Genomic DNA, 11,916 nt, shown 5'->3' with positions numbered 1-11,916 from the left:
GCGGTTCTCCTATTCGGCCGGAATGGGGGCCATGCCGCCTTCAGTGGCAGCCGGGCGCGTCTTGGTGGATTTGCCGCTTTCGCCGCCCTTGCCCGCATACGGGCCCTTGCGGATGAAGTGCAGCATCAGCATGACCTCGACCACCGCCAGCGCGCCATAGAGGGCGGTGAAGCCGGCAATCGTCATCCATATCTGCGTGGCATTGAGGCTGGAGACACCAAGGAAAGTCGGCAGCATGCCCTCGATGATCCAGGGCTGGCGGCCATATTCGGCCAGCAACCATCCCAGCTCCGCCGCCACCCATGGCAGAGGCAGGGAGAACAGCGCCACCCACAGGAACCAGCGCGTCTCGTGTTTTCGCAGCGTGCACAGCACAAACGCCGTGCCGAAGAGCAGAATCATGTAGAGGCCGATCCCCGCCATGAAGCGGAAGGACCAGAACATGACCGGCACGTCGGGTATCGTGTCGAACGCGGCCTGCCTTATCTGGTCGGGCGTCGCGTCCCGCGGATCTGCCATATAGCGCTGCAGGAGCAGGCCATAGCCAAGGTCGAACTTGGTCTCCTCAAACTGCGTGCGCGCTTCGATATCATTCTCGTCGGCGCGCAGTCTTTGCAGCGCGTCATAGGCGCGTATGCCGTTCTCCACGCGCGTCTCGGCGATGGCGACGAGGGGCAGAATGCCCTGCACCTCCTGATCGAGCGAACGCGTGGCGATAAGGCCCAGCACCCAGGGCACATCCACGGCAAAATGCGTGGTCTGGTTTTCCACATCGGGGAAGCCGACCAGGGTAAGCGGGGCAGGTGCCTCGTGCGTCTCCCACATCGCTTCCAGCGCGGCGAGCTTCATACGCTGGTTATGGGTGAGCGCATAGCCGCTCTCATCGCCCAGCACCACGACCGAGAGCGAACCCATCAGGCCGAAGGCGGCCGCCACCGTCATCGAGCGCTTGGCAAAGCCGCGATGGCGGCGCTGCAGGAGGAACCAGGCCGAGATCGCCAGCACGAAGAGCGCGCCGGTCACATAACCCGCCGCAACCGTGTGGACGAATTTGGCCTGCGCCACCGGATTGAAGAGCACAGCCATGAAGTCGACGACTTCCATGCGCATGGTCTCGGGGTTGAACTCGGAGCCCACCGGGTTCTGCATCCAGCCATTGGCGATGAGAATCCACAGCGCGGAAAGATTGGTACCGATGGCCATGAACCAGGTGACGGCGAGGTGGGCCTGCTTGCTCATCCGGTCCCAGCCGAAGAAGAACAGGCCGACAAGCGTCGCTTCGAGGAAGAAGGCCATCAGGCCCTCGATCGCCAGCGGCGCGCCAAACACATCGCCCACATAGTGGGAGTAGTAGGACCAGTTCATGCCGAACTGGAACTCCATCGTGATGCCGGTGGAGACGCCGAGCGCGAAATTGATCCCGAACAGCGCGCCCCAGAATTTCGTCATGTCCTTCCAGACCTGACGGCCGGTCATCACATACACGCTCTCCATGATGGCGAGCATGAAGGCGAGACCCAGCGTCAGCGGCACGAACAGGAAATGGTACATGGCTGTCAGCGCGAACTGCCAGCGTGATAGGTCGGCAACTTCCATGTCGATCATGGAAAAACTCCCCGCAGCGATAGGTGCAAACCCCTATGGGCAATACCCATAGCTGATTTGCGGACTTTTATCCCTATGCACGTTCCGGTTTTTTGTGGATAGCGCGCATTCTGACGCAGGGGCGCGGTGCCGCAGGGGGGGAGTTGTCATCCTCCGGCCGCGCAGCGCAGAGCCGGGACCTCGTGCAGGAGAGACCCCTACCCCTTCGCCTCTTCATACGCCCAGTCGAGCCAGGGGCAGAGCGCGGCGATGTCGTCGGCATCAATGGTCGGGCCGCACCAGATGCGCAGGCCCGGCGGGGCCTTGGGATAGGGCAGTATGTCGAGCGCCGCGCCCTCGCGTTCGAGAAGCTGCGTCATGCGCCGGACCAGACCGCGCAGCGCCTCCTCGTCCATGCCGGCCGTGTCCGGCCCGGCAAATTTAAGCGTCACCGAGGTATGCGAGCGCACCGCCGGGTCTTCGGCCATCAGCTCGATCCAGGGTGTCCGCTCCACCCAGCTTTCCAGAACCGCGAGATTGGCCTGTGAACGCGCCATCAGGCCGGAAAGCCCGCCCTCCTTGGCCGCCCAGCGTAGGGCATCGAGAAAGTCTTCGGTCGCCAGCAGGGAGGGCGTGTTGATGGTGGAGCCCTCAAACATCGCCGATTGCTCGTCACTGGCACCAAAGAGCGACAGGACAGACGGCACCGGCCATTCCGGCCGCCAGCTTGCCAGACGCGCGCGGGCGCGCGGCGACAATACCACCATGCCGTGCTGCGCCTCCCCGCCCAGGCATTTCTGCCAGGAGAAGGTGGTGACATCGAGCTTGTCCCACGGCAGATCCATCGCGAAAGCGGCCGACGTGGCATCGCAGAATGTCAGGCCCTCGCGATCATCCGAAATCCAGTCTGCGTGCGGCACTTTCAGGCCCGCCGCCGTGGCATTCCACGTAAACAATATGTCGCGCGCCGGATCAGCCTGTGAGAGGTCTGGCAGCGTGCCATAGGGCGCATGAAACACCCGCAAATCGGGCAGTTTCAGCTCGTTCTGCGCGTCTTTCAGCCAGCGATCGCCAAACGCATCCCAGCTGAACACATCGACGCCGCGCGCGCCCAGCATGCTCCACATCGCCGCTTCGAACGCACCCGTGTCAGAGGCCGGCGCGATGAGGATGCGGTAGCCGGCGGGGATCTCCAGTATCGCGCCTGCGCGCTCTATCGCCTCGCCCAGCCTCTGCTTGGGGAGTGTGGCGCGGTGGCTTCGACCCAGCGAGCCGGTGCCCACCGCCGAAATCTCCCAGCCCGGGCGCTTGCGGGTCGGACCGCAGGAAAAGCGTGGATCGGCGGGGCGGATGGAGGGCTGGCTGGGCATGGGGCAAATCCGTGCTGACGGCGTGTATCAATGATCGCTGGCGTAGGCCGCACACCCGCTTACGTCAAATGCTCAGTTTGCGGACAGGATCAGATTCCGGTTGAAACCGCCGCGCGGCGATTCCACGCTATGGTTAATGGGTGGGCTGGTTTCAACCTGCAAGCGAATGGCGGGCCGCATTCTGGCCGCCGGGGCCGCCCTTTGCCTGACGGCCTGCAACACGCTTGGCACCGCGCTGACACCGGGTATCGAGCCGCGCCTGGCATTGGCCGGCGAAACCCGGCTGCAGGCGCGCGTGCTGGCCCTGGCAACGCCTGTGCTGACCGCCAATGCGGCCGCCTGCGCCCACACCTACCCTTTCACCGGACTGGTCACCACCCATATCGCCGACTGGCCGGAGAGCGAACGCGGCGCGCTGCAGGCGGCCATGGGCGCAGATGCGCGCCCGCGCATCTGGATCACCGCCCCGGACAGTCCGGCCACGCGCGCGGGGCTGCAACCCGGCGATATCCTGCTTGGCCTCAATGGGCGCTGGAGCCAGTCCAATGCGCGCTGGCATGATGATTTCCGCACGCGCACCCTGCCCGCAGCCCTGCGGCGCGGGCCGGCCCGCCTGCGCGTGGAGCGCAGCGGCGAAAGCTTCGATCTGGTATTGACGCCCCAGCCTGCCTGCGCGGCCCATGTCCGTCTTGTGGCGGTGAACATTGCGGGCGGACGCCGCCAGAGCGTCTGGATCGCAGGCGATAGCCTGTTTGTCGCGCGGGATTTTGCCGTGTCAGCATCCGACATCACGCTGCAGCAATTCATGGCGCTTGCGCTCGCCCGCCATATCGCCAGCAGCCAGTCCCTACCCGCCTTTATGGCGCGCGCCCTGCAGGGCCCGGACCTTCTCAGCTTCACCCTTGGCTTTGACGCGATTGACCAGCTCGCCGGGCGCGGGCCGGATAACCGCCCGCCCCGCCAGCGGCGTCCGTCAGACACCGATATTCTACTCACCACGCTCCTGCTGATGCAGGCGGAGGCTTACGCCCCCTTGTCCGGTCCTGCCAGTCCGGCCAGCGCGGCCGCCAGCGGGCCGGAGGGCGTCTCTGACACCGGCTCCGGGCTAAGCGTCCAGCCATGATGGACAGGCCCGGCCCCTGAGCCGAAGCCCGGCGCGCGCCGGATCGCCTCGTGCAGATAATCACCTGCCTCCTCCACCGCCTTGTCCAGCGGCACGCCCTGCGCAACCAAGGCAGCGATGCCGCTGGCGAGGGTACAGCCCGTGCCGTGCGTGTGACGGGTCTTGATGCGCGGGCGCGAAAAGATGCGCATGCCATTGCGTGTCACCAGCACGTCGATCACCTGCGGCCCATCCAGATGCCCGCCCTTGATGAGGGCGGCGCGCGCGCCAAGCTTCAGTAGCGCCTCGCCTGCCTCGCGCTGGCCGTCCACATCTTCAACCTTGATGCCGGTAAGCGCCTCGGCTTCCGGCACGTTGGGCGTGATAAGCGTGGCCCGGCGCAGAAGCGTGTTTTTAAGTGCCTCCACCGCGCTGTCCTCGATCAGGCGCGCGCCGGAGCTTGCCACCATCACCGGATCGACGATGAGCGGGATCAGTTCGGCCCCCGCCTCATCCAGCGCCCCCGCCACCGTGTCGATCACCTCTTTGCTGGCCAGCATGCCGGTCTTGATCGCGTCCGCGCCGATATCATCGAGCACCGCCGCGATCTGGCCTGAAATGATCTCCAGCGGCGCGCCATGCACGGCGCTCACGCCCTTCGTGTTCTGCACGGTCAGCGCCGTGATGGCGGTCGCCGCATAACCGCCAAGCGCCGTCACCGCCTTGATATCGGCCTGTATCCCCGCCCCGCCCGAACTATCCGATCCGGCAATGATCAGCACGCGGCCCTTAGGCTCTGGCGGCAGGTCGGTCTCGGTGGTGCTCATGGCGGTCTCCTGAAGGCTTGGCGCTCCGTTCTAGAAAAACGAAGGCGCCCCGTCACCTTTCCCTCGCAACAGCTTTCGATTGTGGCAGACTGCACACCACGAACGAGGGGAGGCAGCCATGCTGGCCATTATCGCGGCCTTGTCACTCATGCAGGCGGGGGAGGACGTAAGCGATCATTACCGCCTCCTGTCAGAACTGGCGGATTGCCCCACGATTGAAATATGCGTGGAGCTTCTCGAACGGGCCTACGCGCAAAGTGATACGAGAACGGAACCGGAAGAAAGCTGGCATGAGCTATACATGCATGTGGCGCGGGCCAGCTTCCGCCATCAGGGGCGTGCGGGTCTTGAGGCTATGATTGGATGGGGCGAACGTTCAACCGGGAGGACATCTGTCGCTGAGCGCATTGTAGCGCATTGGCCCTTTACATCGCAGAGCGATATCGAGCGGGCACAGGACTTCGTCCGAGGTAGCGGGTGGAGGTTATTCGTCCGCAGTTCAGTGCTCAGACCCGCACCAGAGATAGATGCGGTAATTTCGCAGCCCGCCAACTACTGGATGATTGTCGCGCTTGGTTACTTCGCTGGCCCGGCGATTCTCGCTGGGATAGATGGCGAACGCAGCTACATCCCGCATGAGGAGAGTGCGCTGCCCCCGGGTGACCGGCACCTGCTTGCCGATGACTGGTCGCGGCTGGCCGCCGATATCGCCCAACCTGTCGAGCGCCGCACAGTTGCATTAAGAGGCCTGAAAGCACTCGGGCATGTCGGACATCCCTACATCCACCGTCTCGCCGGCTCTGACTTCGGTGAACCGGGCGGCGAATTGCACACGCTTGCTCGCGAGGCGCGGCAGGCCGCACTGGACCCATCATTTGCAGCGGAACTTGCGGCCGAGTGCGTGGCAAACGCCGAGGCCTTGGATGCTATACCTGAAGCCTACACCGATCCGCGTATTGGCCGATATGATCACGGTAGCGCATATTTTCCACTCCGGCATTGTCTCGGAGACTTGGCCAATTTCGGGCGTGACGCGCTTGCCTATGTGGCACCGCTCCGGCCTTTCCTTCACAGTCAGCGCCTCGATCTTCGGCTCTACGTTATGCAGACGCTTGCCCATCTCGGCGACGACGCGGTTCTGCCTGTTTTGCGCGAAGCGCTGCAATCGAACGACTGGAGCGAGGTATACGCGGTAATTCATGCCTTTGTATTTATTGGAGATGGCAGTGAGGCTGAACGCATAGGGATGGTGGCGGAGAGCCACTGGCTGCCGTTTGTCCGGGAAGCAGCCCATTCTCTGACAAGTTTCCAGGTTCTTGTTGACCAGGCTGGCCGAGGAGGGCCTGTAACCAATCTCGGCGCCTCCACACGGGGCTCAGCAAATGCAGCAAGGGCTCCGTCTATGATGTCGATCTGGCATGAAGCACCACGGCTGTGGTCCCCGCAAGGCAGATGGTTCTCCGGCACCCGCATTGACGACTTCACTGAGTCCTGCAGAGCGGACGGATATCGCTACCGGGACGCCGTGTTATCAACGCAAGACAGCGCTCCCAGACCCGGCTGGAGAGACGAAGATGTACTGCATATCCCCTTTATGGGCGGCAGTCTGGAAGCCACCAATCAAGGCGAATGGGGCGGAGCGCTCAAATGGCTGGCAGAAGGCTCTGCTGAGGGGCGCACTGTGATCGACGACAACGTCGTCGGTGTGATCACCGCAGATGAACGCACATTGATCGTCGCAACCGGCCTGTCTCATTTGGGCCTCGTCACCGGCACCCTCTACCGCGTCGACTGGCGAACTGCAGAAGACTGGACGGTCACGCGCATTTCCACCCTGCCCAGCACCCCGCGCTGGCTCGCCCGGCTGGATGAGGAGCGCTTCGCGGTGGCGACGGCTCATGGCCTGGTCGTGTTCGACCGCGAGCGGGTGATCGGGCTTGGCCATTGTGAACCAGGGCCGCCCACAGACAGGAATTGACCGGGAACTATCCCGGCTTGGCGCTGGCTCCGGCGCGTTCTAGCCTTTGATCGAGACAATCAGAACCGCCGGGGAGGGCTGGGCCTATGAAACACCATCTCGCAGGGATTATGGGCGCGGGACTGCTGCTCTTAAGCGCCTGTGCGCAGCCGCCCGCCACGCCGGACGCCATTGAGCCGAACCCCTCCACCCTGTCTGCAGAGGCGCTGGCCCTGACGCTGGGCGAGGCCATCCGGTTCGAGACCATCTCCGAGATGGGTAACCCGCAATCCAGCCGCGCCGAGTTCGACGCTTTTCGCGACTGGCTGGCGGCTAGCTTCCCGCTGGTCCATGAGCGCATGGCCCCCGAAGACATTCTCCACGGCTCGCTCTGGTACACGCTGGAAGGGAGCAATCCCGCGCTAGACCCGATTGTCATTCTCGCCCACCAGGACGTGGTGCCGGTGGAGCCGGGCACCGAAGACCAGTGGGACCACCCGCCCTTCTCCGGCACGATTGCCGACGGCTATGTCTGGGGGCGCGGCACGCTCGACATGAAGGGTTTCCTTGTGATGCTGATCGCCGCGATGGAGACCCTGCTGGAAGAGGGCTTCACCCCGGAGCGCACCATCCATATCGGGCTTGGCCATGATGAGGAGGTGGGCGGCACCGGCGCGATTGCCATGGCAGAGCGGCTGGAGGCGGAAGGGCGCCGCGCCTGGTTCGTCCTCGATGAAGGCGGCACCTCGCTTGAGCACTTCCCGATGACGGGCGGGCCGGTGGGCCTGATCGGCGTTGGCGAGAAGGGCTTTCTCTCCGTCGAGATCACCGCGCGGGCGCGCGGCGGGCATTCCTCCGCCCCGCCCCCGGAAACCGCCATTGGCTTGCTGTCGCGCGCGGTCAACGCCATTGTCGACAATCCGTTCGAACACCGCATCGAGCATCCCGTGCCGGACATGATGCGCGCGCTCGCCCCGGAAATGGACGGGATGGCGGGCTTCGTGATGGCGCGCCCCGTCCTTTTCGGCTCGGTCCTGCGTGGTCAGATGATGGGCGATGACGCGACCAGAGCCACGATCGGCACCACCATCGCGCCGACCATCATCACCGGCGGCACGGTCGCCAATGTGCTGCCGCAGGAGGCGCGCGCGACCATCAATCTGCGCCTGCACCCGCGCGACAGTGCGCAAAGTGCGCTGGCCCATATGCGCGGCGCGGTGAGCCATCTCGACGGTGTAACGATAGAGCCGGTGGGCCGTATCTCCGACGCGCCGCCGATCAGCGCCACATCGGGCCGGGCCTGGGAGATCATTGCGGGCGCTGCGCTCAGCCATCTGCCCGAGGGCGCGCCGGTCGTGCCAAACCTTCTCACCGCCGCCACGGACTCGCGCGCCTTCAAGGATGTCGCCGACCATATCTACCGCTATGCTCCCATGCGCATGGAGATGGACGATCTCTCGCGCATTCACGGCGATAATGAGCGCATCCGCATCGACGCCCTGCCCGGCATGGTCAGCTATTTCCGCACGGTGATCTCAGAGGCCGGGATGGAGGGGTAGCCGCCCCCTCTGGCAATTCTGGGCGGCTTCGCTAGACAAAGCCCCCTGAGACGCTGCGCCGCAGGGCGCGGGCGAGCGATATGCGTGATTAACGAGGCCGATGAGCAATCCTGCACTCACTTCAGAAGACCGGCGTGCGCTGGGCGGCCTTCTCTCCGCATGGGGGAAGGCCGGGCGCGGACCGTCACTGGCCGCGAGCGCGGCAGGCATTGCGCAATACGCGCTCTTCATCGGCTTTGCCGGGTTTGCCGCCAGCGCGATAGCAAACCTCGTCAATGGCGAGGATTTTCTTATCCCTGCGCTTTTCGCTGCCCTGTTTGCGTTTGCCCGCGCAGGCGCCCAAGCCTTCGAGACGCGCGCAGGCTTTGAGGCGGCAGCGCGGGTGAAGGCCCATGTGCGGGGCGAGGCCGCCCGCGCGCTCGCCGCCAAAGGCCCCGCCTTCACCGAGCGGCTGGAAACCGGCGCAGCCGGCTCTGCCCTCACCGACGCGGTGGAGAAGCTGGAAGGCTATTTCGGGCGCTACCGCCCGCTCATGCCCGTCATCGCGGGCGCGCCCATATTGATGGTCGCCGCCGCCTTCACCCAGAGCTGGGTGGTGGGGATGCTGTTCATCATCACCGCGCCCCTGCTGCCGCTTTTCATGGCGATTGTCGGCGGCGCGGCGGCAGCGGCGAGCAAGGACCAGATCGCGGTGCTCGCCCGCCTCGCCGGGCGCTTCAATGACCGGCTGCAATCGCTCGCGCTTCTGAACGCGTTCAACGCCGCGCCGCGCGAGCGCGAGGGCCTCGCCGCTGCGTCAGAAGATTTCCGCCAGCGCACGATGAAAGTGCTCCGGCTTGCCTTCCTCTCCTCGGCCATTCTGGAATTTTTCGCGGCCCTCTCGGTCGCGGCCATCGCGGTCTATGTCGGCTTCTCCCTGCTGGGAGAGATGCCCTTCGATACTGGCGAAACTGTCACCCTGCGCGAGGGGCTGTTCGTCCTTATCCTGGCACCGGAATTTTACATGCCGCTGCGGCGTTTATCCGCCGCCTATCACGACCGCGCCGACGCCGAAGCCGCCGCAGGTACTATAAAACCCCTGCTGGAATACCCGAAATCGGGTGTTTCCATAGTACCATCCACCCCCTTTCATACCTCACCCTCTCTGGACCTCTCTCGCGTCTCGTGCGTGTACGAAATTGGCCGCAAGGGGTTGAATCCCATCACGCTTTCCATTCCGGCGGGAAGATTGAGCGTTTTGTGGGGACCGTCGGGTTCCGGCAAGTCCACCTTGCTCAAAATCCTGATGGGTTTTGCGCCTCTGTCCTCCGGCGAGATGCGGATAGACGGCGAAATGATGGATGCCCCGCTCGCCGGGCGCGCAGGCTGGATCGGCCAGAACCCGCGCCTATTTCACGGCAGCTTGCGGGATAATATCACCCTGCATGACGCCTCTATCCCGGCAGAGATGATCGAGCGTGCGGTGGCGCAGGCCGGCGTCGCGGACTTCCTTATCCACCTGTCTGACGGTCTCGACACCCCCCTTGGCGAACGCGGATTTGGCTTGTCTGGCGGGCAGATACAAAGGGTAGCTCTCGCACGCGCCCTTGCCCGTGACATGAAACTTGTCCTCATGGACGAGCCGACCGCCCATCTTGATGGCGAGGCGGAGGCCCGCTTCCTGGAAGCACTTCTCTCCAACAAAAATGGGCGGACAATCCTCATCGCTACCCACAGCCCCGCCGTGCGCGCGATTGCCGACGAGGTGTTCGAGATCGCCGATCTGCAGGAGGGCGGAGCGCCATGAAAACGCTCGCCTTTTTCCTCGCTCCTGCCCGGCCTGACCGCTGGTGGCTGCGTGCAGGCGCGGTGCTCGCCATCCTCACTCTGCTCGCCGGAATCGGGCTTTTATCCCTGTCGGGCTGGTTCATAACCGCCGCCGCTATCGCCGGTGCGGCGGGGCTGGGGCGCAGTTTCAACTATCTTTTTGCATCGGGCGGTGTGCGCGGATTTGCCATGGCGCGTACCCTCGGGAGATATGCCGAGCGGCTGGCCACGCACGAAGCCACTTTCCGTATCCTGGCGCGCCTGCGCCTGTGGGTGTTTGACCGGGCCGCACCGCTAGTCCCTGCAGGGCTGGGCGGCATGCGGGCGGGCGATCTGCTGTCGCGCGTGACCGGCGATGTCGATGCGCTCGACGGACTCTATCTTCGGCTGGTAACGCCCGCCCTGTCCGCGCTTTTTGGCGCGCTGGCGGTGGTGCTTATCCTCGCATTCACGGCCCCGGCGGCGATATTGCCCGTGATCGGGCTTTTTATCCTCTCAGGTCTCGGCCTGCCTCTCCTCGCGGCAAAACTGGGCCAGTCCGCCGGAGAAAGCGTCACACACTCTGCCTCCGATACGCGCTCGGAGGCCGCTGACCTGATCGCCGGTATGGCCGAGCTCAAAGCCTATGGCGCTGAAACCGCCGTGCTTTCGCGTCTCGATGCGGCGAGCGATAGTTGGATCTCCGGCCAGCGCCAGCTTGCCGGACTGGCGCTGATGAATACGGCCGTACTCGCCTTTGCCGGTCCGGCCAGCTTCGTCGCCGGTTTCCTCAGCGCGGCGGCATCGGGCGCATCGCCGTCTTTGGCTGCATTGGCGGGATTTATTGCCTTTGGTTTGTTCGAGGCTGCGGCCCCGCTTGTCCTCGCCGGGGAGCAGTATGGACGCACGCTCTCTGCCGCCAAGCGCCTGAAAGCGCTGGATGATCTGCGCCCTGCAATGGAAGAGCCGCAAGCGCCTCTCCCCCTGCCCGACGGCCATGATGTGGTGTTCAGCTCGGTCGGATTTACCTATCCCGGCGGCCAGTCCCGCCCCGCCCTGCAAGATGTCAGCTTCACCCTGCCCGAAGGCGGGCGGGTAGCGCTTGTGGGGGCTTCGGGGTCTGGAAAGTCGAGTATTATCCGTTTGCTGATGGGCTTTTATGCTCCGGATAGCGGGGATATTCGGCTCGGCGGGACAGACTTGGCCGCCCTTGGCCCGGCGCGAACAAGAGAGCGTCTGTCCCTCGTCGATCAGCGTGCCGACCTGCTCTCGACCACGGTGCGGGCAAACCTTCTGCTGGCCCGGCCCGACGCGACAGAAAGCCAGCTCTGGCAAGCACTTGAGCAGGCCAGAGCCGCCGATTTCGTGCGCGCTCTGCCCGATGGATTGCTGACCTGGATTGGCGAGGAGGGGCGCCTCGTGTCCGGCGGACAGGCAAGGCGCATTGCGCTTGCCCGCGCCTTCCTGCGTGATGCGCCCGTCATGCTGCTTGATGAGCCGACCGAAGGGCTGGACAGCCGGACAGAGGCGGAATTCCTTGATGCGCTCGATGCCTGGCTGGATGCCGACAAGCGCCGCTCTGTCCTCATCGTCACGCACCGCCCGGCCTTGCTGGCGCGGGCGCGCGAGGGGCTGGTGATGGAGCATGCCCGCATCGTCCAGACCGGCAGCGTGGACGCGCTGACGACTGAAGACGGAGCCTTCAACCGCCTGTTTGCAAAGCGGCTTTAGG

General features: G+C 64.6%; 8 protein-coding genes. 5 read left to right on the top strand and 3 right to left on the bottom strand.

Features of this window, described 5'->3' with window-relative positions:
* Positions 1-9 precede the first annotated feature (9 nt).
* Both AB6B38_RS13715 and AB6B38_RS13710 read right to left on the bottom strand, forming a co-directional pair.
* Positions 10-1,605: a cytochrome ubiquinol oxidase subunit I gene (locus AB6B38_RS13715; RefSeq protein WP_371393488.1), complete on the bottom strand. Its 1,596-nt coding sequence runs from the start codon at positions 1,603-1,605 to the stop codon at positions 10-12.
* Between the two features lie 197 nt (positions 1,606-1,802).
* Complete coding sequence (locus AB6B38_RS13710; protein WP_371393487.1) at positions 1,803-2,954, bottom strand: phosphoserine transaminase; 1,152 nt, start codon at positions 2,952-2,954, stop codon at positions 1,803-1,805.
* A 166-nt stretch (positions 2,955-3,120) separates the two neighbouring features.
* Here AB6B38_RS13710 and AB6B38_RS13705 point away from each other — a divergent pair, with 166 nt between their 5' ends.
* A complete protein-coding gene (locus AB6B38_RS13705; RefSeq protein ID WP_371393486.1) occupies positions 3,121-4,077 on the top strand; it encodes a PDZ domain-containing protein in 957 nt (318 codons plus the stop codon).
* Here the strand turns inward: AB6B38_RS13705 and thiD are convergent.
* Positions 3,978-4,883 (bottom strand): bifunctional hydroxymethylpyrimidine kinase/phosphomethylpyrimidine kinase, encoded by a 906-nt coding sequence (thiD, locus tag AB6B38_RS13700; protein WP_371393485.1) that lies wholly within the window; start codon positions 4,881-4,883, stop codon positions 3,978-3,980. The two genes, AB6B38_RS13705 and thiD, sit on opposite strands and share 100 nt — an antisense overlap.
* A 118-nt stretch (positions 4,884-5,001) precedes the next feature.
* Here thiD and AB6B38_RS13695 point away from each other — a divergent pair, with 118 nt between their 5' ends.
* From AB6B38_RS13695 to cydC, 4 genes are all read left to right on the top strand, one after another.
* A complete protein-coding gene (locus AB6B38_RS13695) occupies positions 5,002-6,861 on the top strand; it encodes a HEAT repeat domain-containing protein (RefSeq protein ID WP_371393484.1) in 1,860 nt (619 codons plus the stop codon).
* 86 nt (positions 6,862-6,947) lie between these two features.
* Entirely contained in the window at positions 6,948-8,399 is a 1,452-nt protein-coding gene (locus AB6B38_RS13690) for a M20/M25/M40 family metallo-hydrolase (protein ID WP_371393483.1), read from the top strand.
* Positions 8,400-8,499: 100 nt separating this feature from the next.
* Complete coding sequence (cydD, locus tag AB6B38_RS13685) at positions 8,500-10,185, top strand: thiol reductant ABC exporter subunit CydD (RefSeq protein WP_371393481.1); 1,686 nt, start codon at positions 8,500-8,502, stop codon at positions 10,183-10,185.
* Positions 10,182-11,915 carry a thiol reductant ABC exporter subunit CydC gene (cydC, locus tag AB6B38_RS13680; protein WP_371393480.1) on the top strand — a complete coding sequence of 578 codons (1,734 nt, stop codon included), beginning with the start codon at positions 10,182-10,184 and terminating at the stop codon, positions 11,913-11,915. Before cydD ends, cydC begins: the two co-directional genes overlap by 4 nt.
* Position 11,916 lies beyond the last annotated feature (1 nt).

The sequence above is a fragment of the Glycocaulis abyssi genome, from assembly GCF_041429775.1.
Classification (GTDB): domain Bacteria; phylum Pseudomonadota; class Alphaproteobacteria; order Caulobacterales; family Maricaulaceae; genus Glycocaulis; species Glycocaulis abyssi.
This window is presented reverse-complemented; position numbering and strand designations above follow the sequence as displayed.

Coding starts and splice junctions, on each gene's coding strand:
- thiD (WP_371393485.1), bottom strand. CDS start 4,883: ATGAGCACCACCGAGACCGACCTGCCGCCAGAGCCTAAGGGCCGCGTG.
- AB6B38_RS13710 (WP_371393487.1), bottom strand. CDS start 2,954: ATGCCCAGCCAGCCCTCCATCCGCCCCGCCGATCCACGCTTTTCCTGC.
- cydC (WP_371393480.1), top strand. CDS start 10,182: ATGAAAACGCTCGCCTTTTTCCTCGCTCCTGCCCGGCCTGACCGCTGG.
- cydD (WP_371393481.1), top strand. CDS start 8,500: ATGAGCAATCCTGCACTCACTTCAGAAGACCGGCGTGCGCTGGGCGGC.
- AB6B38_RS13695 (WP_371393484.1), top strand. CDS start 5,002: ATGCTGGCCATTATCGCGGCCTTGTCACTCATGCAGGCGGGGGAGGAC.
- AB6B38_RS13705 (WP_371393486.1), top strand. CDS start 3,121: ATGGCGGGCCGCATTCTGGCCGCCGGGGCCGCCCTTTGCCTGACGGCC.
- AB6B38_RS13690 (WP_371393483.1), top strand. CDS start 6,948: ATGAAACACCATCTCGCAGGGATTATGGGCGCGGGACTGCTGCTCTTA.
- AB6B38_RS13715 (WP_371393488.1), bottom strand. CDS start 1,605: ATGATCGACATGGAAGTTGCCGACCTATCACGCTGGCAGTTCGCGCTG.